Origin of the sequence: Janthinobacterium sp. Mn2066 (assembly GCF_049319705.1) — a bacterium.
Classification (GTDB): domain Bacteria; phylum Pseudomonadota; class Gammaproteobacteria; order Burkholderiales; family Burkholderiaceae_D; genus Janthinobacterium.
Genome location: NZ_JBMOUF010000007.1, coordinates 175195 through 201863, shown reverse-complemented (window position 1 = coordinate 201863; position 26669 = coordinate 175195). Strand labels below are relative to the sequence as shown.

The 26669-nt window shown below is 56.9% G+C and carries 21 protein-coding genes and 2 tRNA genes; 10 read left to right on the top strand and 13 right to left on the bottom strand.

All coding sequences use genetic code 11. The annotated features are described in order from the left end of the window. Nucleotides 1–190: 190 nt before the first annotated feature. The 4 genes from ACL9RI_RS15335 to acs all read right to left on the bottom strand — a co-directional run bounded on the left by ACL9RI_RS15335 (nt 191) and on the right by acs (nt 7305). Nucleotides 191–1353, bottom strand: a protein-coding gene (locus ACL9RI_RS15335) for an IS3 family transposase (protein ID WP_422727560.1) whose coding sequence is annotated in 2 segments (ribosomal slippage) — nt 191–1098 and nt 1098–1353 — 1164 coding nt in all. Because the reading frame shifts where the segments join, the coding sequence is not laid out codon by codon here. Then, the gene (locus tag ACL9RI_RS15330; RefSeq protein ID WP_422727380.1) at nt 1277–4468 is read right to left on the bottom strand and encodes a metallophosphoesterase; all 3192 of its coding nucleotides are present in this window, start codon (nt 4466–4468) and stop codon (nt 1277–1279) included. Before ACL9RI_RS15330 ends, ACL9RI_RS15335 begins: the two co-directional genes overlap by 77 nt. Before the next feature lie 578 nt (nt 4469–5046). Then, a tRNA-Ser gene (locus ACL9RI_RS15325) sits at nt 5047–5137 on the bottom strand. Nucleotides 5138–5298: 161 nt separating this feature from the next. Further along, nucleotides 5299–7305, bottom strand: coding sequence for an acetate--CoA ligase (gene acs / locus ACL9RI_RS15320; RefSeq protein WP_422727379.1), 2007 nt, complete (start codon nt 7303–7305; stop codon nt 5299–5301). 292 nt (nt 7306–7597) lie between these two features. On the opposite strand from acs, the gene ACL9RI_RS15315 reads away from it, so the two are divergent. From ACL9RI_RS15315 to ACL9RI_RS15300, 4 genes are all read left to right on the top strand, one after another. After that, on the top strand, nt 7598–8209 hold the full coding sequence (locus ACL9RI_RS15315; protein WP_422727378.1) for a YqhA family protein: 612 nt from the start codon (nt 7598–7600) through the stop codon (nt 8207–8209). An 87-nt stretch (nt 8210–8296) separates the two neighbouring features. Continuing rightward, nucleotides 8297–9838, top strand: a complete 1542-nt coding sequence (locus ACL9RI_RS15310; RefSeq protein ID WP_422727377.1) for a fumarate hydratase — start codon at nt 8297–8299, stop codon at nt 9836–9838. Between the two features lie 66 nt (nt 9839–9904). Beyond that, nucleotides 9905–10786 (top strand): glutamate racemase, encoded by an 882-nt coding sequence (murI, locus tag ACL9RI_RS15305; RefSeq protein WP_422727376.1) that lies wholly within the window; start codon nt 9905–9907, stop codon nt 10784–10786. Nucleotides 10787–10935: 149 nt separating this feature from the next. Beyond that, nucleotides 10936–11011: transfer RNA gene (locus ACL9RI_RS15300), tRNA-His, on the top strand. Between the two features lie 96 nt (nt 11012–11107). Here ACL9RI_RS15300 and ACL9RI_RS15295 read toward each other — a convergent pair. The 3 genes from ACL9RI_RS15295 to ACL9RI_RS15285 all read right to left on the bottom strand — a co-directional run bounded on the left by ACL9RI_RS15295 (nt 11108) and on the right by ACL9RI_RS15285 (nt 12240). Then, nucleotides 11108–11434, bottom strand: coding sequence for a type II toxin-antitoxin system RelE/ParE family toxin (locus ACL9RI_RS15295; protein WP_422727375.1), 327 nt, complete (start codon nt 11432–11434; stop codon nt 11108–11110). A 2-nt stretch (nt 11435–11436) separates the two neighbouring features. Beyond that, nucleotides 11437–11697 (bottom strand): type II toxin-antitoxin system Phd/YefM family antitoxin, encoded by a 261-nt coding sequence (locus tag ACL9RI_RS15290; RefSeq protein ID WP_422727374.1) that lies wholly within the window; start codon nt 11695–11697, stop codon nt 11437–11439. A gap of 93 nt (nt 11698–11790) precedes the next feature. Next, nucleotides 11791–12240: a response regulator gene (locus ACL9RI_RS15285; protein WP_422727373.1), complete on the bottom strand. Its 450-nt coding sequence runs from the start codon at nt 12238–12240 to the stop codon at nt 11791–11793. Nucleotides 12241–12505: 265 nt separating this feature from the next. On the opposite strand from ACL9RI_RS15285, the gene ACL9RI_RS15280 reads away from it, so the two are divergent. The 3 genes from ACL9RI_RS15280 to ACL9RI_RS15270 all read left to right on the top strand — a co-directional run bounded on the left by ACL9RI_RS15280 (nt 12506) and on the right by ACL9RI_RS15270 (nt 15698). Beyond that, nucleotides 12506–14674: a TonB-dependent receptor family protein gene (locus ACL9RI_RS15280; protein WP_422727372.1), complete on the top strand. Its 2169-nt coding sequence runs from the start codon at nt 12506–12508 to the stop codon at nt 14672–14674. Nucleotides 14675–14755: 81 nt separating this feature from the next. After that, on the top strand, nt 14756–14968 hold the full coding sequence (locus ACL9RI_RS15275) for an FxDxF family PEP-CTERM protein (RefSeq protein WP_422727371.1): 213 nt from the start codon (nt 14756–14758) through the stop codon (nt 14966–14968). Between the two features lie 280 nt (nt 14969–15248). Further along, nucleotides 15249–15698, top strand: coding sequence for a hypothetical protein (locus tag ACL9RI_RS15270; RefSeq protein WP_422727370.1), 450 nt, complete (start codon nt 15249–15251; stop codon nt 15696–15698). A 317-nt stretch (nt 15699–16015) separates the two neighbouring features. Here the strand turns inward: ACL9RI_RS15270 and ACL9RI_RS15265 are convergent, their stop codons facing one another. The 6 genes from ACL9RI_RS15265 to dusA form a co-directional block, all read right to left on the bottom strand. Further along, on the bottom strand, nt 16016–16417 hold the full coding sequence (locus ACL9RI_RS15265; protein ID WP_422727369.1) for a hypothetical protein: 402 nt from the start codon (nt 16415–16417) through the stop codon (nt 16016–16018). 168 nt (nt 16418–16585) lie between these two features. Further along, nucleotides 16586–17158, bottom strand: coding sequence for a hypothetical protein (locus tag ACL9RI_RS15260; RefSeq protein ID WP_422727368.1), 573 nt, complete (start codon nt 17156–17158; stop codon nt 16586–16588). A gap of 182 nt (nt 17159–17340) precedes the next feature. Next, a complete protein-coding gene (locus ACL9RI_RS15255) occupies nt 17341–17688 on the bottom strand; it encodes an energy transducer TonB (RefSeq protein WP_422727367.1) in 348 nt (115 codons plus the stop codon). A gap of 30 nt (nt 17689–17718) precedes the next feature. Continuing rightward, nucleotides 17719–18069 (bottom strand): energy transducer TonB, encoded by a 351-nt coding sequence (locus tag ACL9RI_RS15250; protein ID WP_422727366.1) that lies wholly within the window; start codon nt 18067–18069, stop codon nt 17719–17721. Nucleotides 18070–18081: 12 nt separating this feature from the next. Further along, nucleotides 18082–19845 (bottom strand): methyl-accepting chemotaxis protein, encoded by a 1764-nt coding sequence (locus ACL9RI_RS15245; RefSeq protein ID WP_422727365.1) that lies wholly within the window; start codon nt 19843–19845, stop codon nt 18082–18084. Between the two features lie 566 nt (nt 19846–20411). Further along, entirely contained in the window at nt 20412–21398 is a 987-nt protein-coding gene (dusA, locus tag ACL9RI_RS15240) for a tRNA dihydrouridine(20/20a) synthase DusA (protein ID WP_422727364.1), read from the bottom strand. Between the two features lie 344 nt (nt 21399–21742). Here dusA and ACL9RI_RS15235 point away from each other — a divergent pair, with 344 nt between their 5' ends. The 3 genes from ACL9RI_RS15235 to ACL9RI_RS15225 all read left to right on the top strand — a co-directional run bounded on the left by ACL9RI_RS15235 (nt 21743) and on the right by ACL9RI_RS15225 (nt 26588). Next, complete coding sequence (locus tag ACL9RI_RS15235) at nt 21743–22996, top strand: TetR family transcriptional regulator (RefSeq protein ID WP_422727363.1); 1254 nt, start codon at nt 21743–21745, stop codon at nt 22994–22996. A 134-nt stretch (nt 22997–23130) separates the two neighbouring features. Then, nucleotides 23131–25383: a TonB-dependent receptor gene (locus ACL9RI_RS15230; protein ID WP_422727362.1), complete on the top strand. Its 2253-nt coding sequence runs from the start codon at nt 23131–23133 to the stop codon at nt 25381–25383. Nucleotides 25384–25403: 20 nt separating this feature from the next. Further along, nucleotides 25404–26588, top strand: a complete 1185-nt coding sequence (locus ACL9RI_RS15225; RefSeq protein WP_422727361.1) for a phosphatidylinositol-specific phospholipase C1-like protein — start codon at nt 25404–25406, stop codon at nt 26586–26588. The last annotated feature ends 81 nt before the right edge of the window (nt 26589–26669 follow it).

Genomic DNA, 26669 nt, shown 5'->3' with positions numbered 1-26669 from the left:
CTTAATATATCGACTCCCAGTATTTGCTTTGCATTTTCGATAAGTTTTTCAGCATATTTTTGTTCTGTTCTTTCATCATCTTCCAATCGCCAAATGAATGAACTATGTCGAAATAAACTTAGTAGATTCGGAACGTCATTTAGTTTTTCAAAATAATTCCACAAAGTATGATGAACACTGTTTGTAGTGGTCAACCCATTCCGGACACTCCGTTAAGTTTTTCTTCGGCGACGGCCGGTGCCAATCCGTGATTGAACTGATGTGGCCGTATCCAGTTATACCGGTGCATCAGATAATGACTGATGTCCCGTTGTGCTTCCTGTGCCGTCACGTAACCGGTTGACGGCAGCCATTCAGTTTTGAAGCTGCGGAACAGCCGTTCCATTGGGGAGTTATCCCAACAATTTCCCCGGCGGCTCATACTCTGTCGTATCCGATAGCGCCACAAGCGCTGACGGAATTTTCGACTGGCGTACTGGCTACCTTGATCCGAATGAAACAGTAGTCCCTGCGGTCGACCTCGCTGTTCGTAAGCCATTTCCAGCGCTTGCACAACAAGGTCGGCATCGGGTCGTAGCGAGAATGCCCAGCCCACCGCTCGGCGAGCGAACAGATCCAACACCACGGCCAAGTAATACCATCGCCCCTGCGCCCAAATATATGTGATATCGCCGCACCAGGCCTGATTTGGCGCTTCCACCGTGAACTCTCGGTTGAGGTGATTCGGAATGTCGATCCGCTCCACTGTGGCCTGCTTGTAGGCGTGCCTGCCCGGTTGTTTGCAGACCAGCCCTAACTCTTCCATCAAACGACTAACTTTGAAGCGGCCAATTGCCGCGCCTTCCTCGCGCATCATGCCCATGATGCTGCGGCTTCCCGCCGAACTGCGACTCTCGACGAACAGCTCGTGCACGCGGCTACGCAATGCCATGCGCTCAACATGAATGTGCCGGGCGCGCTCCCGATGCGCATACAGGGATGACCGCGCTACGTCGAACACCGCGCAGATCAACTCGATTGATTCGTTACCGCAAATCTGATCGATTACCTCGTACGTTCTATCCCTTCCGACATCAAGAGCGCGGTAGCCTTTTTTAAAATGGACTTCTCCCGCTCGAGACGCTCAATGCGTGCTTCGAGTTCCTGTATTCGTTGCTGATCAGGCGTCATTGCCTTACTCTGCGGCGTGATGCCTTGCCGCTCCAACTGCAGCTGCTGCACCCAGCGGCGCAGCACTGATTCGCCGATGCCGACCGACCGGCTTGCCTCAGTATGGCTATATCCTTGATCCAGTACCAGGCATGCCGCCTGCTGTTTGAACTCGGGGGAAAACGTACGTCTTTGCTTGCTCATCAAACACCTCTCCATGGCGAGCATTCTCGCCTAAATTAGTGTCCGGGTACATTAAAACACTACAGTTAAACATACCACCCAGCCGCTCCCCATAAAGATACTCATACGTCTCCATCAAAGAATGTACTTGGTTGTCGCTCAACGAACGGGATGCCTTTAGCGATAATCTGCCAATTTTATCCATTGCCCTGGCAGCTGTGTACTTATCTCCAATTGAAATAGCACTTTTATAAACATCTTCTAAAACACTGAAATTTATATTACTTTGGCGATCTGTGTTCGACGAAACCCGGCCTAGTGCAAGATTATTAGCAACTATATTAAATCCTCGTCGTCTAGCATCTTGCTCAAGCTGAATCAATTCTTTTTTGTTTGTTTTATCCTCTTCCAACTCCAATATCATCGATTGAGCATGAAGAGCATGCGCAGTATCAGGAACTAAATCAATAACTGAAACAGCTGTTGCGATAGCAGTTGAATCATCCAAGCTTTGCAACGTCAAGGCCAAATTTAGTAGAATATGTGCTTTTCTTGATTTCGAACCTTTTACATTTTTTAATTTTTCTAGTAATTCGCGTGCAGGTTCGACGTCACCTATCATACGAAGTGAGCGTGCGAGGGTAAATTCTATATCGGCGATCTCCTGGCCTTTATAACGTTCGCCATTAGCGGCAAGTATTTCTTTGCAAGCGACTACTGCACTACGGTAATGTTCGCTATCAATAAGTGCGCGCGTATAGGTTCGACAAAGATTAAATGCAGATACGGGAGACTTTTCATCGGACCAAGTTGCATCATCAGCGAGAAGGCGTAATACGAGCGAATGTGGGTTAGCTACTAGCGTTCCTTCATCAGACACGAGTACACCAGTTAATTTCCTAAGTGGCTCGCCACTTTCCCTCCACTTTTCACCAAAATAAAGCGTTACTGCTTTTTTAACTAGAGAATTTATCTCTCGCTTACTCATTCTTGAAAGAACATAGTCGGCGACTTGTTGAGGCGTAAATATTATCCTCATCCGATCTTCGGTTGATGAGTCAGTAGTAAGTGAGATGGTTGATGACCGAACCTGAATCAAGTCTCTATCCAGCAACTCTTCCGCATGTTTAGAAAAAATAGGAAGCGTTGGATCGATCCGCTTCAGTCTTTCAACTGTTTCTCCATGTGGCAATACCGTTAGCGCCTTTAAAAGCCAAAATGCACGCGCCAGCACCGAATCTTTTGACGTTGATAGTTCATCAATCGCCTGAACCAACGCGAACGGAACAGATTCACCGACTATCGGCACAGCCGACGTATCACGTGCGGCTTCGTTAGTGAGTTCGGCAAGTGATAAGACACGTAAGGTGCGAAGAGTACTATCTATTTTTCCTGGCAGACCGCCCGATCTCCGAAAAATCAGATCAACACCGCTAGGAGTAGTTGCGCTGGCTGATAGGTTAGGCTGGCTCAGTAAATAGCTTCGTGTATCGGGCTCATCCAAAGGTTCTAATGCAATAGATCCAGTTGAAAGATTCTGAGGTTTTGTACGAGAGACGACAACAAGAATTAATTGTGGGCAGAAATCCAAAATCATTTCAGTTAATTTTATAACATCATACTCAATTCTTTTCCCTTGGTAGTCCGTAGGAGATACTGGAGCCTCATCAAGTATTAGCACAGCCTTTCCGAATGCTACCAATGCATTGCTATATTCCGCGAACGAACATCCTACATCAATACCGAATTGATCAACGAAACTATCTCGGTCAATATAATTCCTCAAAGACACCTTAAATAATTGAGTCGAGTCAGTCCCCATACCTTGCAGTACAGACCAAATGAATCCATCACTTCCAAGTCCCCAGTCTGCAGCAATCCATGTAAACCTGTTTTTCTTTAGGCTATCAATGCATACTCGCTGTTGAAGTAAGCGAACAGGAATATGTGATGGACTCTGTGGCAAAATATGTCGCGTCGTACTTAGTGCTTTTTCCCAAGCAGCACGATCTATTTCTACATTTAGCAAAAGATCCGTTTTTGTTTCCGTAGGGAAAAGTCCTCCTCCCATACCTAGGTCTGTTAGGCTTTCTTCTAAATATTCTTTTCCAGTAAGTAAATCAAAATTTTCATGATCTGGGGTAATTTTCCGATCCCTGCTACGCTTGCTAACGACACTGATCCTTGGCCAGATACGTAGCAACGCTTGAGCCGGTGAGATCGTTATCTGTCCAGCTGAGTAGCCATGAATCCTCTCAGTTTTGCCATCACTTAAATGTTCAAGTCCGAACATTGATGCCGCTTGGACAAACCTTCGACCTTTACTCCCCCCTTTTTTAATTTCAACAATCTCAGGCTCGTGCATATGTCCAAACATATGTGCGGTAAAGCGCCCTGTTGGCGCTATTTCAGTTTGATAACTTTCTCGTGCGGCCTCGCTCAACCAGTCCGTAGGATGGTGTGTTACCAAAAAATTTACTTCATGTCTATCTATCCATACAGCAGGATCTTTTTCTGTCAGTGCATTGAGTTGATGTAAGCTGAGTTCAAGGGAACCCTTAGCTCCATCACCCAAATGGAGGAACGAAGTATTGAGACCGATAAGGCCCACTGAGATACCATTAATATCAAGTGAGGTTGAATAATCACCTGGAATTATGCCGCGGGTTACATTCGCTAGAGGAATTCCTAAGCTACCCAGATCAGCAGCCCACGCCACATAATTTGCGAAGGCTGCCTCTACGACCTCGGTATATTGACTCTTTTTGCCCTCTGACCAAAACTCATTGGGAACGTCGACATCACTATGCCAACGAGACAACATTTTTACCTTTGCATCCTTCGGGTTCGGTCTAGTTAAGTCATGGTTTCCAGGGACGTGGAAAAGCAGTGGAACGGAACCATTTTCATTCAATACCTTCCAAATTTCAATCAACTGTAAATTGAGTAGCTTAAATTCCTCTTGACTGCCTGACTGTGTCATGTCACCAGAAAAAACTACAAGATCGATCTGTCCTAGTTCAGAACTAATGTGACGGAGATCATTCAAAAATACGTTTTTAAAATTATTCCACATCCATTGTGACTTTTGCCCACAATGAAAATCGCTGAGATGCAACCAGTTTATTTTTTTCAAAATGATATGTAATTATAAAAATTAATTTTAATTATAATGTTAACTATTGGCCAACGGCGGCCTAATGCATACAGGATACCACCTTGCCCTTATGTAAGATGCCAAAAATGTCACGATATTTGTTTGGATAATAGAAGTGGAATTTTTCATTTGGCATACAAAGACTAGCTGGCAGCCAGGTTTATTGATGCTTGCATGACAAGATTCGCACTAGAGGTTAAGCGTCGCTGACAGATGCTTTGGGGCATCGGTAGCTCTAATTGAGTGGACACAGGAAACTTAATCTCATCAGCTCATGGGAGCACGGGGAGCGAGGGGCAGTTCTGCCATTCAGACACGGACTGATGCATGAGCCGCAGTAAAAGCTAGCTCAGTCGAAACCTGATTAGAACCACAAACGCGCGCCGGAGGCGCGCGAAGCTGCCGCGTAGCGGCAGCAGTTGGGCGATTCGGAGAGGGCCGGGCCGGTAGGCCCGACCCTTCGAATCCCCCGCGCACGCCCCGCAGGGGGCGTGCTTCTCTCCGCGTACAGACGAAAAAAAAAGCTACCCGAGGGTAGCTTTTTCTTTTTTCGTCTGTGGCGGAGAGAGGGGGATTCGAACCCCCGATAGGCTATGAACCTATACACGCTTTCCAGGCGTGCGACTTCAACCACTCATCCACCTCTCCTGCATGCAATTTCTTGCTTACTGCATCTCGCTTGTCGCGAAGCCGCAGATTATAGCAAAGATTCTACAGAGTGCCAAAGATATTTACCCTGGGGTAAAAGTAACCCGGAACTGACCAGGGTCGTACCCTCAGGGCACGACCCTAGATCTTGTTTTGGGTTATTACGACGCTTCTTTCAACTGCTCCAGGATCGCTGGATTCTCTAAGGTCGACACATCCTGCGTAATCGTCTCGCCCTTGGCCAGCACGCGCAGCAAACGGCGCATGATTTTGCCGGAGCGGGTTTTTGGCAGGTTGTCGCCGAAGCGGATTTCCTTTGGTTTGGCGATCGGGCCGATTTCCTTGCCGACCCAGTTGCGCAGCTCCAGCGCCAGTTTTTTCGCTTCCTCGCCGGTGGGGCGGGCTTGCTTCAGGACCACGAAGGCGCAGATCGATTCGCCCGTGGTGTCGTCCGGGCGGCCTACCACGGCTGCTTCGGCCACCAGCGGGTTGGCCACCAGGGCCGATTCGATTTCCATCGTGCCCATGCGGTGGCCGGAAACGTTCAGCACGTCATCGATGCGGCCCGTGATGGTGAAGTAGCCGGTGTCCTTGTTGCGGATGGCGCCGTCGCCGGCCAGGTACATCTTGCCGCCCAGTTCATCCGGGAAATAGCTGGCCTTGAAACGGTCCGGGTTGTTCCAGATCGTGCGTATCATCGATGGCCATGGGCGTTTCACGACCAGGATGCCGCCCTGGCCGTTCGGCACGTCATGGCCTGCTTCGTCGACGATGGCGGCCATGATGCCTGGCAATGGCAGGGTGCAGGAACCGGGCACCATCGGCGTGGCGCCTGGCAATGGAGTGATCATGTGGCCGCCCGTTTCCGTTTGCCAGAAAGTATCGACGATCGGGCATTTCTCGCCGCCGATGTTTTTGTAGTACCACATCCACGCTTCCGGATTGATCGGTTCACCCACCGTGCCCAGCAGGCGCAGGCTGGACAGGTCGTAGTGGCTAGGGTGGACTTTCGGGTCCACGTCGGCCGCCTTGATCAGCGAACGGATGGCCGTCGGCGCCGTGTAGAAGATGCTAACGTTGTGCTTTTTGATGGTTTCCCAGAAACGGCCCGCGTTCGGGTAAGTCGGGATACCCTCGAATACCACTTGCGTGGCGCCCACGGCCATCGGACCATAGGCGATGTAGCTGTGGCCCGTCACCCAGCCGATGTCGGCCGTGCACCAGAACACGTCGTTCGACTTGATGTCGAAACTCCATTTCATCGTCAAGGCGGCCCACAGCAGGTAGCCGCCGCTGGAATGCTGCACGCCTTTCGGGGTGCCGGTCGAGCCGGAGGTGTACAGAATGAACAAGGGATGCTCGGCATCCACCCATTCCGGTTCGCATACGGCGCTCTGGCCTTCGACCAGGTCGTGCAGCCAGGTATCGCGGCCCGCTTGCATCGCCAAGTCGCTGCCCGTGCGTTGGTAGACGATGACGTTTTTGACAGACTCGCAGCCGCCCAGCGCCAGCGCTTCGTCGACGATGGATTTCAATGGCAGCTTCTTGCCGCCGCGCAGTTGTTCGTCACCGGTGATGACGGCCACGGCGCCCGCGTCGATGATGCGCTCTTGCAAAGATTTGGCCGAGAAACCACCGAACACCACGGAGTGGGTGGCGCCGATGCGCGCACAGGCTTGCATGGCGGCTACGCCTTCGACCGACATCGACATATAGATGATGACGCGGTCGCCTTTAGTAATCCCCTTGGATTTCAGGCCGTTGGCGAACTTGCAGACTTTTTCGTGCAGTTGTTTATAAGTAGCCTTGGTGACGGTGCCGTCGTCGGCTTCGAAGATGATGGCGGTCTTGTCGCCCAGGCCATTGTCGATGTTGCGGTCCAGGCAGTTATAGGACACGTTCAGCTGGCCGTCTTCGAACCATTTGTAGAACGGCGCATTGTCTTCGTTCAGGGTGCGGGTGAAGGGCTTTTTCCAGCTCAGGTTTTCGCGCGCCAGCTTGGCCCAGAAACCTTCGTAGTCGCGCTCGGCGTCGGCCACCATTGCATGGTAAGCGTCCATGCCCGAGATCGTTGCTTGTGCGGCAAATGCCGCCGATGGGTCAAATACGCGTGACTCTTCTGGTCCTTGCTGCTGCGTGCCCTGCCCTTGGTTTTCTGTACCGGCCATGCTTGTCTCCAGTGTAGTAATTGTTTGCCAACACGATAAGCGCAGTGCCTTACGGACGCCTTACATGCAGCGTTTCCTCTATCTAGACTAACAGTAATCGCCATCAGCAACAGGCGTCAAGGGGGCGCAACACAGTATTTTTGATGGAAAAATAAAGAATGTACCGAATAGTTAATACCACTTTGTCTTTCATCAAGGTCAACAATCCAAAGCAAGGCCGAGCGCACTGCCCGCCAGCCCGTGTAAAATATCGGGCGTAGCGAAAAATTGCATTAATCTCAGGAAATCTTTAATGAACGACCACCAGAAAAAAACCATACCAACTAAATTGCACCCTTTGTCGGCCTTCATCTTCATGTCGCGCTGGTTGCAACTGCCGCTGTACCTGGGTTTGATCCTGGCCCAGTGCGTGTATGTATTTCATTTCTGGGTGGAACTGTCGGACTTGATCGGCGCCGTGTTTGGCAATGATGCCGCCTTGCAGCACGTGCTGACGGCTGTCGCCGTGCCGGGTGCGCCATTGCCGACCAAGCTCAATGAAACCTCCATCATGCTGGTGGTGCTGGGCCTGATCGACGTGGTGATGATTTCGAACCTGTTGATCATGGTCATCATCGGCGGCTATGAAACCTTTGTATCGCGCATGCACCTGGACGACCATCCCGATCAACCAGAATGGCTGTCGCACGTCAATGCGTCGGTGCTGAAAACCAAGCTGGCCATGGCCATCATCGGCATCTCGTCGATCCACCTGCTGAAGACTTTCATCAATGCCAGTTCGTACAAGCTGGACGTGATCATCGCGCAAACGGTGATCCATATGGTCTTCATCATTTCAGCCATGGCGATTGCTTATACAGACCGGATCATGACCGTGACGCAAAACCAGGCGCGTCCCCACTAAACCTCAAGCCCACGACCGCCAGCGGCGCGTGGGCTTTTTTTTGATGCAGTAACAAGTCTTACCCTTCTTATCCCTCGCGAGAACACCATGACTGTCATAAAGCAAGAAGACCTGATCGAATCCGTCGCCGCAGCGTTGCAGTACATTAGCTACTACCACCCTGCTGATTACATCGAGCACCTGGCGCGTGCCTACGAGACCGAGCAAAGCCCGGCGGCCAAGGATGCGATCGCGCAAATCCTGACCAACTCGCGCATGTGCGCGGAAGGCAAGCGCCCGATCTGCCAGGACACGGGCATCGTCAACGTCTTCCTGAAAATCGGCATGGGCGTGCGCTTCGAAGGTTTCAGCGGCACCGTGACCGACGCCGTCAACGAAGGCGTGCGCCGCGCCTATAACTACGATGACAACAAGCTGCGCGCCTCGATCGTGGCCGACCCGCATTTCGACCGCAAGAATACCAAGGACAACACGCCAGCCGTGGTGCACATGGAACTGGTCGAAGGCAACACCGTTGACGTGAAAGTGGCGGCCAAGGGCGGTGGATCGGAAAACAAATCGAAGATGATCATGATGAACCCATCCGATTCGCTGGTGGACTGGGTCATGAAAACCGTGCCGACCATGGGCGCCGGCTGGTGCCCGCCCGGCATGCTGGGCATCGGTATCGGCGGCACGGCCGAGAAAGCCATGCTGATGGCAAAAGAAGTGTTGATGGAAGACATCGACATGTATGAGCTGAAACAACGCGGCCCGCAAAACAAGCTGGAAGAACTGCGCATCGAACTGTGCGACAAGATCAACTCGCTGGGCATCGGCGCGCAAGGCTTGGGCGGCCTGACCACCGTGCTGGACGTCAAGATCATGATGCACCCGACGCACGCTGCCTCGAAACCGGTCGCCATGATTCCTAACTGCGCAGCTACCCGCCACGGCCACTTCGTGCTGGACGGTTCGGGCCCTGCCTACATGACCCCGCCACCGTTGTCGACCTGGCCAGACGTGAGCTGGGCGCCGGACACGGAAAAATCCAGGCGCGTTGACCTCAACACCCTGACCAAGGAAGAAGTCGCTTCCTGGACGCCAGGCCAGACCTTGCTGTTGAACGGCAAGATGCTGACCGGCCGCGACGCTGCGCATAAACGCATCCAGGACATGCTGGCGCGTGGCGAAGAACTGCCGGTCGATTTCAAGAACCGCGTGATTTACTACGTCGGCCCGGTCGATCCGGTGCGCGACGAAGTGGTAGGCCCAGCCGGCCCGACCACCGCCACCCGCATGGACAAGTTCACCGACATGATGCTGGAAAAAACGGGATTGATCGCCATGATCGGCAAGGCCGAGCGCGGCCCGGTCGCCATCGAATCGATCCAGAAACACCAGTCGGCCTACCTGATGGCCGTCGGCGGTTCCGCCTACCTGGTGTCGAAAGCCATCAAGGGCGCCAAGGTGCTGGGCTTTGCCGACATGGGCATGGAAGCGATCTATGAATTCGACGTGGTCGACATGCCGGTCACGGTGGCCGTCGACGCCAAGGGTACTTCGGTGCACAACACCGGTCCGAAAGAATGGCAGGCGAAGATCGAGCAACTCAATAGCGTCAGCAAGATTCCCGTGACTGTCGCTTAAACAAGCACTACTATGAACGCCGCGCAGCAATATCAGCGCGGCGTTTTTTATACTCACCAGTTACATATGACTTTGAACACACCTCATGGCGTAAAACTGGGGTCAGACCCGACGGGTCTGACCCCGGCAGTCAAGCTGCCTATCGGCGTCTTCGATTCCGGCGTAGGCGGCCTATCGGTGCTGCGCCATATCCGCACGCAGCTGCCGCAGGAAGACGTCATCTACTTTGCCGATTCCGGCTATGCACCGTATGGCGACAAGACGGAACAACAAGTCATAGCCCGCTCGCTGGCGATTGCCGCCTACCTGCTGGCGCAAGGCGCCAAGGCCATCGTGGTGGCCTGCAACACGGCCACCGTGGCCGCCATCAAGGCGCTGCGCGCGCACTACCCCGACTTGCCGCTGGTCGGCGTCGAACCCGGCTTGAAACCGGCCGCAGCCATCACCCGCAATGGCAAGGTGGGCGTGCTGGCCACCAGCCGCACCTTGTCCGGTGAAAAGTTTTTGCTGCTGCGCGAACAGATCAGCGCCGCCAGCCAGGCGCAATTCCTGCTGCAGCCCTGCGTCGGCCTGGTCGAACTGATCGAGCAATGCTCGCTGGGACAGGACAGCAACGACGCCACCAGCGTCATGCTCGAACGCTACATCGCGCCGCTGCTGGCAGAAGGCGTCGACACCCTGGTACTCGGCTGCACCCACTACCCCTTCGTGCAAGACGCCATCGAGCGCACGGTGCGCGCCCATACGGCTAGCCCCGTCACCCTGGTCGATACCGGCGAAGCGGTAGCGCGGCAACTGGCCCGCCTGCTGGACGCGGCAAGCTTACGCCGCGACAGCAACCCTGCACCGCAGCTGCGCGGCTACACGACGGCAGGCGTCGAGACGCTGGAGAAGGCATTCGCCGGTTTGCTGGACTTGCATCCCCCGGTGGAACATCTGTCCGTATAGGGAAAAGCAGGGTTTACAGGCAATCTTTCGAATAATTAAAAAAGACTGGATTTAGATTTGCCACTTTGCCGAATCCTTTGTATAATTCGGCACCTGTTCAGCAAAACAGCTAAATAGCTGAAGTAGTGAAGCAGATTTGTAAGACAGTGGTGGCTGTAGCTCAGTTGGTAGAGTCCAGGATTGTGATTCCTGTTGTCGTGGGTTCGAGCCCCATCAGCCACCCCACAGAATGCGCAGTAAATTAAAGGGTTACATGCTTAGGCTTGTAACCCTTTTTTCATTTCTGACAGCGATGAGCGGGCACTACAAAGACGGCTTAACTTATTGCTGAAGCAGTCTTTTAAACAGATGCGTCCTGAAGTCCCTCTTAGTACTGATAAACATGTGTATCAGCACCACACTATCGTCGAATTCATAAACGCCCCTCGTCTGCCTGACCAAGGTGTATCGAATGTTGCTGGTGCCGAACTCACTCAAGCCGTCAATCACATGGCCAATTTTCGGATTGGCTTTGATGAGCTGGAAAGAATGCTTATATTCGGCATTGACCGTGCTCCAGACAGTGTCACCGAACTGCCTTTTGACATACGCCTTGATATCCCTGAACTCTTCCTTGGCGCTGTCAAGAATAACGATTCTTCTAGTCACTATCAGTCGTCCATCTCGTCAAGAAATGCTTCAGCATCGCTGAACTTTCCTTCCTTGAACTCTTTCTTCCCTAATGCCAGCAACTTCAGCAAGGCCATTGTTTCTTGTTGCTTTTCATACTCGGTGATGTCCATGACCACCATCTTGGCTTCGCCGTTTTGGGTGATGATGATGGGTTCGGGGTTGACAGCGAATTCCTTGACGATTTCCGCCGCGCTGGACTTCAGGTAGGTAATGGGTCTGATCTGCTCCGCCAGGGACATGATGGCTCCTTGCTAATGATGTGGACAGAATACAGTCTGAATTCTATCCCATTGGCGATAGACCCGCTCGCGCAAACACTGGCGACAGGCTGATCACCCCGCCAGCACCGACTCCACTGTCGTCGCCAGGTCTTCCATGCGCACCGGTTTGACGAGGAAGTGGCGGAAGCCCACCGTCAGTGCGTCGTCCATATACATGGGCAGGCTGTGGCCGGTGACGGCGATCAGCACGGCGCTGGCGGTGTCGGGATTGTTGCGCAGGCGGCGGCCGATTTCGATGCCGCTGATCCCGGGCATTTCGATGTCGAGGTAGACGGCGTCGGGCACGCGCAGCTTGACTTGCTCGGCGGCCATCTGCCAGTTGCGCACCACCACCACCTGGTGGCCGAAGGTTTCCAGCAACAGGGCCAGGGTTTCGCCCACTTCCTGATTGTCGTCCACCACCAGCAGGTGCAACTGACGCTTGCCTTCCGATAAGGCGGCGCCCGTATGGCGGCGCTCCGGTGGCGTGGTTTCCGCCTTGTTTTCCATTAGATAGCTCATAGCACCTTCACGTCCAACAGCTGCAAAAACGGCAGTATACAAGATGGACCGCAGATGCTGCCGCACCCCAGCAAAGTGTCTGGATGGCATCTAAAACCCGCATGGAGACTGACTTGCCTGCAAATCTACGTAGTCTGCGTCATTGACGATAAAAATGGGAATCATTATCATTCTCATCCTTTGCTGCCGGATGCCTACGCCACGTCATGTCGCGCCGTCTTACCGTCTGCGCAACCATTCCCACCGGACTCACTGGAGCACATGCATGGCCGCCGCACCTTATACCACTCCCCTGACACTGCGCCCTGCCGCGCTGGCCATCGCCCTCGCCTGCCTGGCCATGCCGTATGCGGCCCAGGCAGAGGACGCCAACAACATCAGCACCGATACCACTGCTGCGGCCGCAGCTGCCGACAATACCGCCGCCCCAGGCAGCAGCGCCGACAATGCCGGCCCGGTGCTCGAAGCGATCCAGGTCAGCAGCAATTTGCTGGGCACCACCATGTCGGCCAGCACCAAGAACTTTGCCGGCGCACGCACGGTGGTACAAAAGGATGCCATCCAGAATTCGGGCGCCACCAGCGTCAGCGACGTGATGCGCCGCATTCCCGGCGTGCAGATCAGCGATAACTCGGGCAGTTCCGGCAGCGCCGTGTCGCTCAACATCGGCGTGCGCGGCCTGGCCGGACGCTATTCACCGCGCAGCACGGTATTGCTCGACGGCATACCGATGGCGGTGGCGCCCTATGGCCAGCCGCAACTGTCGTTCGCCCCCGTCAGCCTGGCCAATATCGACACGGTCGACGTGGTGCGCGGCGGCGGCGCCGTGCGCTTCGGCCCGCAAAACGTGGGCGGCATCATCAACTTCAAGACGCGCGCGATTCCCAATACACCCGGCATCACGGGCGACGCCAGCGTGCGCTACAACAGCTATAGCGAAACGGGACAAAACCAGCAGTACAGCGTGTTTGCCGGCGGCCAGCTCGACAATGGCCTGGGCCTGGCCATATTGTATTCGGGTGTGCGCGGCAGCGACTGGCGCGTGGGCAGCGATGAAAAGGTCAACGATTTCGCGATCAAATACCACTATGACCTGAGCCCGACTTCTGAAATCTACGGCAAGCTGTCTTACTATGACGTCAATTCGCGCACGCCAGGCGGCCTGACGGTGGCGCAATACAAGGCCAACCCGTTCCAGAACACGCGACCGACCGACTTCTGGAGCGGCGACCGCACGGCGTTCGATATCGGCTATCTCAATTCCATTTCCGCCACCCAGGAATTTGAAATCCGCAGCTATTACAACACCAGCTCGCGCCAAAGCACCCTGATCAATGGCCTGAACCTGGGCCACCAGCCGCGCAACTATGAGACCATCGCCATCGAGCCGCGCTACACGCAGCGCTTCAGCACCGGCAAGGTGTCGCAAGACGTGACCGTCGGCTACCGCTACCTGCGCGAGCGTGCTGACGAGACCGTCTACAACACGGTGCTCGCCACCAACGCGCAACTGGCGCCGACGGCCTTCGCGAATAACTCCACCGATGCGCAATCGCTGTATATCGACGACAAGATCGCCATCGATTCCTGGCGCATCACGCCGGGCGTGCGCTACGAACATATCAAGACAGTGCGCGTCAACCACATACCGACCGACCAGGAAATCGCCCTGCTCAACAACAAGGCCTTGCCATCGATCAATGTGGCCTACTTGCTGAACAGTAACGTGACCCTGTTCACCGACTACAACAGCTCGTTTGGCGCCGTGCAAAACACCCAGCTCAACTCGCAGTCGGCAAATAACCCGCTGCAACCGGAACTGGCGAAAACGGCGGAACTGGGCGCGCGCTGGAAGAGCGCACAACTGTCGGCCGAAGCCACCTTGTTCAATATCAAGTTCGACAACCAGATCCAGTCGGTTGGCAGCGGCATCAATACCATCTTCTTCAATATCGGCGCCACCCATCACCGTGGCCTGGAAACAGCGGTCGATTACCACTTCGACGAGCAAGGCCCGCTGGCTGGCTGGAGCACCTACGCCACCTACACCTACACCAAGGCGACCTTGCAGGATGGCGTGAATGCCGGCAACGACGTGTCCTTCTATTCGCGCAACACCGATACGCTGGGCGCCCATTACCAGCAGGGCGCCTGGGGCTTTGACTTGTCGACCACGCACCAAAGCCGCCAGTTTGCCGATGAAGCCAATACCGTGCAGGAAAATGCAGCGGGGAACCTCGGCATCATCCCCGGCTACCGTACCTGGAATACCCAGGTGAAATGGAAAGTGCCAGGGCAAAAAGGGCTGGAACTGGTAGCGGGCGCCAATAACCTGACGGACAAGCGCTACTTCACGCGCACTTCCGACAGCAACCTGGGCAAGATGGTCGGCGCACCGCGCATGGTGTATCTGCAAGGGCGCCTGGCATTCTAAGCGGTGGACTGACGGCACGGCGATCAGATCGATAGCCGCCGGACCGCCCGGCACGGCATAAAAACCTGCACCACTATTGGCGTGTGGCAGACGTATAGCCAGAGCCTCAGCGCCCTCGGTTCCTCGACCGTGCTGCGCTTCGAATCGGTCGGCCCCGTCTCGGCCCCCACTTACGGCTCCTACCTGGACCAGGTCTCGCTGGTGTCCGCCGTGCCCGAGCCGCAAACCTATGCCATGTTGCTGCTGGGCCTGGGCTTGATGGGTTTCGTGGCGCGCCGCACACGCCAGGCGTAAACTTGCCGTAGCCTGCCTCAGGCCAGCCGCCCCGCACGCGATGCCGGGCGGCTTTTTTTATCTGGAGATGGCACTGCCGTGATGCCAAAATGTTGCGCAGGAGAACTAAATTGGGACTACAATAGGCAGCGCAGATCACGCAATCATCCAGATCAAGCAATCATCAATATCGCCAGGCCCAAGCTGTTTCCAGCCTTGCCAACAACACGCACTTATTGAACAGGAGAGGTGGCGCCGCCGGCAGCGTGTCCGCTACGGTCCCGGGCGCCCAGTACGCACTATGTCTGTAGAGAAAACCATTACCGAAACGAGCTCCTACGGCAAGGAAACGCCCGTGGGTCGTCCTGACGTCGATGGCCGGGCCGGCATTTTTGTGCCGACGGCCGACTTTGATCTCGGCAACACGACCACCATCCGCAAGGGCGCCGGCATCGTCGGCTTCGGCAATCTGGATGGCACCCTGACCGTGTATTTCGAAGGCAACCGCTTCGACGACAGCAGCCTGCATAAATGGGAAAACAAGGCGCGCAAGGCATATGACCGCATGGTCATGGGCGCGCCCACGGTGTCCAAGGCAAAACTGGATGCGCGTTTGCTGGAACAGGTCGGTATCATCGATGGCATGGGCATCAATATCAAGCAGCCCGAACGCCTCACGCACTGGCTGACCATCTCGGACCTGCTCGACACGGCGCCGGAAGATACGGTGGTGCGCTGGAAAGGCCGTTAACAGCGGCTGGACGCATCGGCGACGGGTAGTTGTCCTACATGGTGGCGGACATTCATCTGATTCCTGTAGGCATCAGATCATTTTAAGATGCAAACATCGTCACCAGACAAACCGCTAGCCACCAGGAGTACGACATGTCCCGCCTCATCCCCATCAGCTTTGGCGCCTTGCAAATCGGAGTGGCAGGCTTGGCGATATATCTGTTGTGCTCGGCGGACGTGCTGCATCAGGCGTCGGTCTACTTTCATTGAGACGGACGCCTGCCTTTCTGATTTACAAGCTCGGCAAACCGGAGCAGCAGGTTTTATGCGGCCTGATCAGCGCCAGCGGCCGCGTCCCCAACCACCACGATAACCGCCCCAGCCGCCGCGGTAGCCACCCCAGCCGCCACGGTAGCCGCCACCGAAGCCGAACACCAGGTCGACCGAAACAGGCGGGTTATAGTAGTAAGGCTGCGCATACACGGGTGCCGGCACATATACAGGCTGCTCGACATACACAGGCTGTTGCTGCACGTACACGGGTTGATCCGTATATTGCACGCTAGGCGTACTGACCACAGTACTGTTCTGTACTACCGGGGTCGACGACACGGTATGCCATTCATACGGATTGTATGCCGCTTGCGGGGCACGCGTGCCGTAATAGGCAGGCCCAGGGGGCGCTACGGCACAGCCACCCAGGGCGGCCAGCGAAATTACTGCCAACAAGGTTTTCATCGAAATTCTCCTATCTCTAATTAAGTACTATAAGAAATAACGCGCGCCTTTGCTGTGCATTTACCTATTGTTACACCCCTACGCAGAGTGCAACATGAAACGTGGCGGCGCCGCCACAAACCAGTTCCAGCGCGCATTTTTCCAATGATTCCCCATGCCAAGACAGCATCAGATATAGGGAATCTCACAACGATCGATAACTTTCCCGGCGGCATCATAGCGCTGCACGCAAACCTGGTAGCGCACGCCGTAATCGAGGTCGACCTGCTCCACTTTTCCATATTGCAAATGCAACGAAGGACGCACCTGGCTTTTGCCAGCCAGCGCCGCCACATCTTGCGGGATCGTCATCGCAGTCTGTACCTCACCCTGGCGCGCCTGCTGGCGCCGCGCCACGTCCATCTCCAGTGCCAGCGATAGATCGACGCCACCTTGCACATAGCTGAACGTGGGGGCGTTCCGCCACGCGCGCATCACGCCCCAGGCACAAGCCTTGTTATCAGCATCACATTGTTTCAATTGCGCCAGTGGAAAATATTCAGCAGCCACTTTGCCATCCTTCAAGGGCCAGCTGGTACGCACGCCATCGCGCTTGCCCGTCAACGGATTGTCCCAGCTGAGGCTATTGACGACGGCAACCGTCTGCCCCGCCTGCAGGCCAACCGGCGTGCCCAGGCTGGCACAACCGAACAAGGCCACGGCAATGCCGGCAACGATGGAAAGTTTCAGGGTGCAATGCATGATAAACCTCTTCTCGTGGGGGTATGGGGCTAGGGTAACAGAAGCACGCCACGGCGCCGTGCCCTCGCGCACATAAGTGACGTACATAAAAAACGGGCAGCGTCTGCTGCCAGACGCTGCCCGCAATGGGTAGCACAAATTACTGTTGCCTTAAGACATGCGCAGCAGATACTGCCAAATGCTTAGTCGAGTTTCCAGGCGTAATCGACCTTGGTCCAGGTTTGCGCTGCTGCGCCATCCTTGGTGCCCGGCTTGAACTTGCACGCGGACAGCGCCTTGATGGCGGCCTTGTCCAGGTTCTTGAAACCGCTGCTTTTCTCGATTTTCGAGTCAGCAACACTGCCATCGGCATTGACCAGGAACGACATCGTGACCGTGCCCTGCTCCTCGTTCATCAGCGAGGCTTTTGGATAATCAGCCTTGCAGTTTTTAGAATCGAACGTTGCTGGCACCTCGGCTGCAAATGCAGCGGAAGAAACCGAAACCAGCAGTGCTGCTGCCACACTCATCGAACGCATTTTTTTAAACATTTGCTTCCCCATAATTATCAGATGTTTCAATTACAATTTCCAAGAATAACGAACCTCAGTCCAGCCTTCCACGACCTTGCCATCGACGCTACCAGGCACAAACTTGCAGCGAGCGGCAGCCATCACACCTGCCCTGTCCAGGTCGCGATGTCCGGTGCTTTTGGCAATCTTCACATCGGCCGCCACGCCCTGCACGGACACCAGTACAGACAAGACCAGCTCGCCCTGCTCATTGCGGGCTTTGGAACTTTCCGGATAAGCCGGCCTGCACAACTCGACATCAAAGGCGGGCGCAACATCGGCTGCCAAGACCGCGGTGCTCGCACCGCCTGACAGCAGCGCGAGCAATACTGCGAGATAACGCTGATTCAGTACCTGCATGATTCGTTGAGCTTAAAACTCTTCCCACTCGTCATTACTGGTGCTGGCAGCCGCGCGCTTCGGCGCCGGTGCAGGCGCCGCTGGCGCAGCCTCTTCCGTCTTGCGTGCCAGCGACTTGACTGGACGCAAGGCTGCTGCCGGCTTGCGCGCGATCACGGGCGCTGCTTTCGGCTCGGCTTGCACCGGCACGTAGGCGGCCGGTTTTTCTTCGCCTTCCACCAGCTTGAAGATGCTGACCACGTGGGCCAGTTCAGCGGCCTGGTCCTGCAGGCTTTGCGCTGCGGCAGCCGCTTCTTCCACCAGCGATGCATTTTGCTGTGTCATGCCATCCATCTCGATGATGGACAGATTGACTTGCGCGATGCCGGCGCTTTGCTCCTGGCTCGCACTGGCGATCTCGCTCATGATGTCGGTAACGCGGCGCACGCTGTCGACCACCTCCCCCATCGTCACGCCAGCCTGGCCAACCAGGCGCGTGCCGCGCTCGGTCTTCTCGGCCGAGTCATCGATCAGGGTCTTGATTTCTTTCGCGGCGCCAGCCGAACGCTGGGCCAGGTTACGCACTTCGGAAGCAACCACCGCAAAGCCGCGGCCTTGCTCACCGGCACGCGCTGCTTCCACCGCGGCGTTCAAGGCCAGGATGTTGGTCTGGAACGCGATGCCATCGATCACGCCGATGATGTCGACAATCTTCTTGGCCGATTCGTTGATCGAGCTCATGGTGTCGACCACTTGCGAGACCACCGAGCCGCCCTTCAGCGCCACATCCGATGCGGTGGCGGCCAGCTTGTTGGCTTCACGCGCATTGTCTGCATTCTGTTTCACGGTCGAGGTCAGCTCTTCCATCGCCGAGGCAGTTTTTTCCAGCGCGCTCGCCTGCATTTCCGTACGCGACGACAGGTCCAGGTTGCCCGCGGCGATTTCACGCGAGGCCGTCCCGATGGTTTCCGTGCCGACACGTACCTGGCCCACGATATTGACCAGGCTGTTACGCATTTCCTTCATTTCCGCCAGCAGGCTGGAATTGTCCGACGGCTGGGTATGGATGCCGATCGACAAGTCGCCATTGGCGATGCTGCCGGCGATCGATGCCGTGTAATCCGGTTCGCCACCGAGCTGCTTGAGCAAGCCGCGGGTAATCACCAGTGCCGCCGCCACGCCCATCCCGACTGCCAGCGCGCCGAGGATGATCATGAACAAACGGGCGCTGTCGAACGCCGTGCGGGCATCTTGCTGCATTTGCGCATTGAGCTTGTCTTCCAGGCTCGCCAGTTGCTCCAGCGCTTCTATCCATTTCTTTTGCACCGGGCGGATTTCCTTGATCATCACGCGCGTGGCGCCTTCTGCATCATTGGCCAGCCACAGTGCCGACGCCTTGCCGATGGCAGGCATGGCCGCTGCTTCATATTCCTTGATCGACGCCAGCAAGGTTTTTTCCTCGGTCGTCGCCTCGAGGGCGAATTGCGCCTCCAGCTTTTTCTGGGCTTCCTGGTACGTCGCGGTCTGCGTCTTGATACGCGCCATTTCCGGCTCCATATCCCCTGCATCCGTCATCAGGGTCAGGATACGCAAGGAAGTGATGCGGTCACTGACGTTGGCACGCATGTCGATGACCAGGCGGGTCACGACGTTGTTGACGTCGATCACGTGATCGAGACGTTCCTGGATCTGTGCCATGCGCGCGATGCCAACCACCGTAACGGCGACCAACAACACCAGCACCAGGGCGAATCCCAGGCCCAGACGTGTACCAACCTTCATTTTTGCTAAATTCATTTCGGCTCTTCGTAAATGAAACTATTGATAAGAATTTTGCCCGGCACGACAAGACGAAGGCTGCGTGTCACCGGTATCGGCCAGCGGCCTGACTGGCCGCTCGCGGTATCCGGCCGCACGCAGCCCGAGGTGTTTCCTGGTCTTCCCAACCCTCTGAACAAGCAGTGACTGCGAATGCAAATTTGTTCCGCATATTAAATATTCGACACGCTTAATAGCCGTAGCAACATCAAAAATTCATCTGAGAAATATTTGTCTATAATCAATTATAGGTGTAAATTTTGCCTCAAAGCAAGCAATAACTGCCTGAATAATTTGCAGATTAACTTTCTTCGGGGAAATGACAACATCTCCGTTTCTTGCCAAGCAGAAACGCCCCACGGGCGTGCAAGCGTGCGCTGAAAATGCGCATTTACAACATATAAGAAAATTATTTATGCCATTTACACAATAAATGGCAGCGCCTGGAAGTGGCGGAAAATGCGGCGCAAAGGCCGATGGGCCGGAACTGAAGGTCCGGCCGCATGGAGTACATCAACGAATTACATCAACACCGGATCACGCTCTCAGGCATGCGCAGGCAGGCGCGCCGCCGCTTCCAGCAGCAGGCGCGGATCACCGGCAGCGAGCTTCTTCGAATCGGACAGGGTCTGGCGGAAGCTGCGCGCGCCAGGCAGGTTTTGCATCAGGCCCAGCATGTGGCGCGTGATGCTGTTCAATTTCAAACGGCCACCCTCTTTTGCCAGCTGCGCACTAATATAATGGATCATCGCTGCCAGCACCTGCTCGCGGGTTTTCACTTCGGCCGTATCGCCGTAATAACGCTGGTCGAACTGCGCCATCACGTAGGGATTGTGATAAGCCTCGCGGCCCAGCATCACCCCATCGAGATGCTGCAAGTGCAGGTCGATTTCATCCACGGTCTTGATGCCGCCATTGATGATGAATTCGAATTGCGGAAAGTCGCGCTTCAAGCGATAGGCGTAATCGTATTTCAGCGGCGGCACTTCGCGGTTTTCCTTCGGGCTCAGGCCTTTCAGGATGGCATTGCGCGCATGCACGATAAACGTGGCGCAGCCGGCGTCGGCCACGGTGCCGACGAAATCGCGCACGAAGTCGTAGGACTCGCTGTCATCGATGCCGATGCGGTGCTTTACCGTCACGTCGATCGTCACCACGTCGCGCATGGCTTTCACGCAATCGGCCACCAGTTGTGGCTCGGCCATCAGGCAGGCGCCAAACGCGCCCTTTTGCACGCGCTCGGACGGGCAGCCGCAGTTCAGGTTGATTTCATCATAGCCCCATTGCTGGCCCAGCTTGGCGCTGATGGCCAGGTCCGCCGGATCGCTGCCGCCCAGCTGCAGCGCCACCGGATGCTCTTCCTCGTTGAAGCGCAGATGGCGCTCCACGTCGCCGTAGACCAGCGCACCGGTGGTGACCATTTCCGTGTACAGCCAGGTGTGGCGCGTGATTTCGCGATGGAACTTGCGGCAATGGCGGTCGGTCCAGTCCATCATCGGGGCGACGCTAATCCGGCGACCAGAGTCAACCATGGATTTCTTGACTTCCCCTACCGGGGACTGAAGGTTTTGTTGCATTGGTTTATCGCTGTATAGAATGAATCTTCACTTGGGGCACCTCATGGCGCAACGGGATGGCGACGAGAGGGCTTCAGCAATGAAGGTGATAACGAATAAGATAGCAGGCTATGGCGCAAGGGCGTTCCCCTTCGTCACGAAGGGCAGGCCGTCGGGTGGGCGGCTACGGCCGGGTAGAACATTCTGGCTATAAAACACCAGCAGGTGCGTATCATATCAAAAATGACGCTGGCCGGCCTGATCGCCAACACGGCCAGCGATGGCACGCCTATCAGAAAAGAAACAGGAAAAGATTGACCATGCCCCCAATGGATCACCTGGCAGAACTGCCTGCCGCACGCAAACGCGGCCAGCCTCCCACCGGGGAAGCATTGCTGGCGGCCGCCTGCCGCATCGCCGCCGCGGAAGGCCTGGCTGGCCTGACCTTGCGGCCGCTGGCCGAAAGCCTGGCCATCTCGGTCACGGTGCTGAGCAATCACTATGGCGCGCGCGCCGATGTGCTGGCGGCCATCTGCCACGCGGCACTGGCTGAAGAGCAGCGGCTATTCACCGCCTGGCGCCGCGACCTCGTCACGCTGGACGTGCTGGCGCCCGCCGTTGCCGCCGACCTGGCGGAAATCATCCTGGAAGAACTGGCAGTGCGCCAGCGTCCGCTGTCGCAGCTGTTTGTCGAACTGGTGCAGGCCTCGACCTGGGACCAGACAGTGCAGGCGGCGTTTGCGCCATGGCTGCAGGCGCGCCGACAGTTCTGGCACGAGTTCGGCACGCGCGCGGGGCTGCCTGCCGCCCTGCTCGACAGCGGCTGGCTGGCCGGTTATTTCATCGACGAACTGGCCTACAGCGTGCTGTTGAACCATGCACCGCCGTACCGGCTGCTGCGCCGCCTGTGCCTGCGCCGGCTGTTTTCCGGACTGGTCAAAGGGCCGGACGAGAGCGGCGATACGGGCTTGTTCTCGCTGCTGTTCGATGCGCTGGAATATCAGCCGGGCGAACCATCGGTCATCCAGGGCGCCGACCTCAGCGACGGCTGGCCGGGGCGCGCCGCCCATGCCTGCGCCATCCAATTGTCGGCGCGCGGTGTCGGCGGCCTGACGCACCGCGCGATCGCTGCCGAGGCGGGCGTGCCGCATACCACGCTCAGCTACCGCTTTCCTACCCAGCAGGACCTGGTGATCGCCGGGCTGGAATACATCATCTCGCACCTGCTGATCGCGGTGGACAAGGCCGGCTTGACCGGCAACCATCAACTCCTGAGCGAAGGCGAACAGCACGGACTCGATGTCAGCCGCGCCACCTTTGCCGTCGCCATCGCCGCCACTCGCCTGACCCGGCTGGCGCCGTGCGCGGCCGACATGCGGCGCCGGCGCGGCATCAACCTGGTCAAGCTGTTGCCCCAGCTGGCGCCCGAGACCTCCGGCATGGACTGGCTGGCGGCGCAGGTGATGTCCATCGGCCTGATCGGCCTGGCCAATACCCTGCCCCCCGGTGAAAGCGCCCGACACGCTGTCAATCAGGCCTTCGGCAGCGTTATCGGCTGGGCGCAGCGCGCCTGATTTCATTCGACCATTCGTCTTCTTTTTCCAAGCCATCCCTATTTTTATCTAAAATATTTTCGTACAAGTGTAATTTTACGGTCATATTAGGTTGATACAGTAAACGCTTTCATGGACTCATTCCCGAGGAAAGCATGTCACTCTCACCCCCTTTCTGCAGCCTGGTGCTCGCCTGTGCCGCCGCCAGTTGCGGCGCCGCCTCCGCGCAAGACCAGTCATCGACCGCACTGCCGGACGTCATCGTGACGGCGCAGCGGCGCAGCGAAAATGTACAAAACGTGCCGATTGCCGTCAGCGTGGTCACGGGCAAGGCGCTGGAAGATTCCGGCTACCACTCGCTGACCGACCTGCAATACCTGGTGCCCGGCCTGCAGTACGACCCGACCCAGGGTGCGGCCTTCCAGATCCGCGGCGTCGGCAGCGAAAGCTTCGATTTTTCCAACGCCAAGTCGGTCAGCGTGGTGGTCGATGATGTGGTGATGGACGCCCAGCGCGCCAACGGCCTGATCGGCCTGGTCGATATTGCGCGTGTCGATGTGCTGATGGGGCCGCAAGGCACGCTGTTCGGCAAGAACGCCACCTCGGGCGTGATGTCGGTCAGCACGGCCAAGCCGGAAATCGGCACTACCAGCCTCGACACCGGTGTCAGCTACGGCCAGCCCAACGATCATAATTACAACGCCACGCTGAACCTGCCGCTGGGCGACAGCAGCGCCTTGCGCATCTCCGCCTTCAACCAGGGCCAGGACGGCTACGGCAGATACACCACGCTTAACCGCACACTGGGTAGCGTCAGCGAACGGGGCTACCGGGCGCGCGCGCTGTTCAATCCCAGCCGCGACCTGGAAGTCACGCTGTCCAATGACTACCAGCATCACTGGGACAGCAATATTCGTACAGCTGTTTCTGGTGCACCGGACGCCGTCACCGCCGCCGAAATCGCCAACGGCGTGCACCCAGGGCCGCGCAATGCCGACAGCGCCGATTCTTCGTTCGGCCAGACCACCAGCGAGGAATGGGGCAGCTCCTTGCGCCTGCGCTACCAGCTGGGCAACGGCGCGACATTGACCTCGATCACCGCCTATCGCGGCTCGACCTACGACAACGACACGCCGGCCGACTTGGTGCCGGGCAATATCTTTGCCTACGTGCCCTACAACAAGGGTGCGCTGAGCACCAGCAAATACAGCCAGGAGTTCCGCCTGGCTTCCGCCACCGGGCAATTTGCCGAATATGTGGGCGGCTTGTTCTGGAACCAGCTTGACGCCCGGCAAAGCCAGTTGCAATGGGCCACCCTGGGCGCACCGCTGGTCTCGCCCACCGGCGTGCCGCGCACGCAGTTGTACGCGCTGACGGGCGCCATCGGTGAAGATGGCAACACGTCCCTGTTCAACACGCGCAACACCACGGCAGCGGCGTTCGGCCAGCTGAAATTGAACTTCACGCCACAAGCGAGCCTGGCGCTGGGTGGCCGCTACACGCAGGACCGCAACAGCCAGTCGCTGCGCTACATCAACACGCCCAGCGAGCCGATTACCGGCGTCAACAACACTTTTGTCGCCACCAGCGCGCCGCCGCTGTATCCCGAGGGCTCGGTGTCCGGCCACAATTTCTCGTACCGCATTTCGCCGCAGTACCAGCTCAGCAAGGACACCATGGTGTACGCCAACTACACCACCGGCTACAAGCCGGCCGGGATCGCCTTTGTCGGCAATAAATACGATCCTTACCACGAAGAAACAGTCAAGAGCTACGAGCTGGGCATCAAGTCGGAACTGCTGAACCGCACGCTGCGCCTGAACGCCGACCTGTTCCTGGAAAAATTCAAGGACTTCCAGACCACCATCCTCACCACCATCCCCGGCAGCCCGACCCTGCAGGCGGTGATCGGCAACGCCGGCGGCCTGCGCAGCGGCGGCGCCGAAGTGAGCGCTACCTGGCGCGCCGCACCCGCGCTGACCTTCAACAGCGCACTGACCTACACTAGCGCCAAGTTTACGGATTACGTGTATGACAGCAAGACCGACTACACCAACACGGCCCTGACGAATGCCCCGCGCTGGGCCGGCAACCTGGGCGTCAACTATCAGACCGAGGTCGGCGGCAAGCTGACCCTGAAAGCGCATGCAGACTACGCGTTTCGCAGCAAGCTGTGGACCGTGGTCGGCCAGCCATCGTATTCGGAGGTGCCCGGCTACGGCCTGGTCAATGCGCGCCTGACGTTTGCGCCGCATGACAGCGCCCTCGAATTCGGCCTGTATGCGCGCAACTTGCTCAACCGCTATTTCTCTACCGGCTACCAGCAATACGGCACGCTCGGCCTGCTGCACTACACCTCGCCCAACGCCGTCCGCACGCTGGGTCTGTTTGCCAACTACCACTACTAATCACTGACAAGCAAAACATCATGAAACTGCACACACTTATCCTGGCCTGCCTGCTCTGCCCATCCGCCTATGCTGTTGACGCGCCACAATTGCCGGCCGACCTGAAAATCAACCAGTTGCAAGTGCTCGGCACCCATAACAGCTACGGCCAGGGACTCGATCCGCACATGGAAAAGCTGTTTGAGGAAAAAGCCCCCGACTTCAGCAGCTTCATCGACAAGATGCCGCCAGCGGCACGCGCCCTGTTCCAGGAAGAGCATCCGAACAGCATGTCGGCCTCGGAACTGCTGAAATACAGCCACCCCAGCCTGGAAACCCAGCTGAACCTGGGCGTGCGCAGCCTGGAGATTGATATCAATCCCGATCCCAAGGGTGGTATCTATTCCAATCCGGTCGGCTACAAGATGCTGCGCGACAAAGGCATCACGGATTTGCTGCCGTTCAATTCGGCCGGCCTGGACCAGCCCGGCTTCAAGGTGCTGCATATTCCGGACATCGATTTCCGCAGCAACTGCCCTACCCTGCACCTGTGCCTGCAGCAGATACGCGGCTGGTCCGATGCCCACGCCGGCCACGTGCCGCTGTTCATCCTGATCGAGGCGAAGAACCAGGACCTGCCCATCCTGCCCGGCGCCACGCACACCGTGCCGTTCACGCCGGCGCTGTTTGATGACATGGACAAGGAATTGCTGTCGGTGATGGGCCGCGAGCGCATCATCACGCCCGATGATGTGCGCGGCAACTACCCCACTTTGAATGCCGCCGTGCGCGCCGACAACTGGCCGACGCTGGCCAGTGCGCGTGGCAAGGTGCTGTTCCTGCTGATGACGGCGAACGGCCCCAGCGGCGCTGCCGGCTACCTGACCGGCCACCCGTCGTTGAAAGGCCGCGCCGCCTTTTTGCGCGCCGAACCGGGCGAAGACCATGCGGCCTTCTTGCTGATGGACAATGCGCTGGTGCGTGGCAAGCAAATCCGTCAATACGTGGAGCAGGGTTATCTGGTGCGCACCCGCTCGGACATCGAGACCTTTGAAGCGAAGACCAACGATATGCGGCGCGCCAACGCCGCCTTCGCCAGCGGCGCGCAGATCGTCTCGACCGACTTTGAACAGCCGGGCAATGCCTACCAGACCGATTATGTGATCAGGCTGCCGGGCGGCGAGGCGGCCCGCGCAAGGCCGGAGCCAGCGCCGGCGACCAGGTAATCTCGGGAAATGCAAAAGGCCACGGATAACCGTGGCCTTTTTACATGACGCTGCGGCGTGCATGGCCCGCAAGCCATGCGC

What these genes read in the sequence shown, in the direction of transcription:
- ACL9RI_RS15270 (WP_422727370.1), top strand. Translation starts at nt 15,249, where the DNA reads ATGTCTGTAGAGAAAACCATTACCGAAACGAGCTCCTACGGCAAGGAA.
- murI (WP_422727376.1), top strand. Translation starts at nt 9,905, where the DNA reads ATGACTTTGAACACACCTCATGGCGTAAAACTGGGGTCAGACCCGACG.
- ACL9RI_RS15310 (WP_422727377.1), top strand. Translation starts at nt 8,297, where the DNA reads ATGACTGTCATAAAGCAAGAAGACCTGATCGAATCCGTCGCCGCAGCG.
- ACL9RI_RS15235 (WP_422727363.1), top strand. Translation starts at nt 21,743, where the DNA reads ATGCCCCCAATGGATCACCTGGCAGAACTGCCTGCCGCACGCAAACGC.
- acs (WP_422727379.1), bottom strand. Translation starts at nt 7,305, where the DNA reads ATGGCCGGTACAGAAAACCAAGGGCAGGGCACGCAGCAGCAAGGACCA.
- ACL9RI_RS15260 (WP_422727368.1), bottom strand. Translation starts at nt 17,158, where the DNA reads ATGCATTGCACCCTGAAACTTTCCATCGTTGCCGGCATTGCCGTGGCC.
- ACL9RI_RS15250 (WP_422727366.1), bottom strand. Translation starts at nt 18,069, where the DNA reads ATGCAGGTACTGAATCAGCGTTATCTCGCAGTATTGCTCGCGCTGCTG.
- ACL9RI_RS15245 (WP_422727365.1), bottom strand. Translation starts at nt 19,845, where the DNA reads ATGAATTTAGCAAAAATGAAGGTTGGTACACGTCTGGGCCTGGGATTC.
- ACL9RI_RS15290 (WP_422727374.1), bottom strand. Translation starts at nt 11,697, where the DNA reads ATGTCCCTGGCGGAGCAGATCAGACCCATTACCTACCTGAAGTCCAGC.
- ACL9RI_RS15315 (WP_422727378.1), top strand. Translation starts at nt 7,598, where the DNA reads ATGAACGACCACCAGAAAAAAACCATACCAACTAAATTGCACCCTTTG.
- ACL9RI_RS15225 (WP_422727361.1), top strand. Translation starts at nt 25,404, where the DNA reads ATGAAACTGCACACACTTATCCTGGCCTGCCTGCTCTGCCCATCCGCC.
- ACL9RI_RS15255 (WP_422727367.1), bottom strand. Translation starts at nt 17,688, where the DNA reads ATGTTTAAAAAAATGCGTTCGATGAGTGTGGCAGCAGCACTGCTGGTT.
- ACL9RI_RS15285 (WP_422727373.1), bottom strand. Translation starts at nt 12,240, where the DNA reads ATGAGCTATCTAATGGAAAACAAGGCGGAAACCACGCCACCGGAGCGC.
- ACL9RI_RS15280 (WP_422727372.1), top strand. Translation starts at nt 12,506, where the DNA reads ATGGCCGCCGCACCTTATACCACTCCCCTGACACTGCGCCCTGCCGCG.
- ACL9RI_RS15230 (WP_422727362.1), top strand. Translation starts at nt 23,131, where the DNA reads ATGTCACTCTCACCCCCTTTCTGCAGCCTGGTGCTCGCCTGTGCCGCC.
- ACL9RI_RS15265 (WP_422727369.1), bottom strand. Translation starts at nt 16,417, where the DNA reads ATGAAAACCTTGTTGGCAGTAATTTCGCTGGCCGCCCTGGGTGGCTGT.
- dusA (WP_422727364.1), bottom strand. Translation starts at nt 21,398, where the DNA reads ATGGTTGACTCTGGTCGCCGGATTAGCGTCGCCCCGATGATGGACTGG.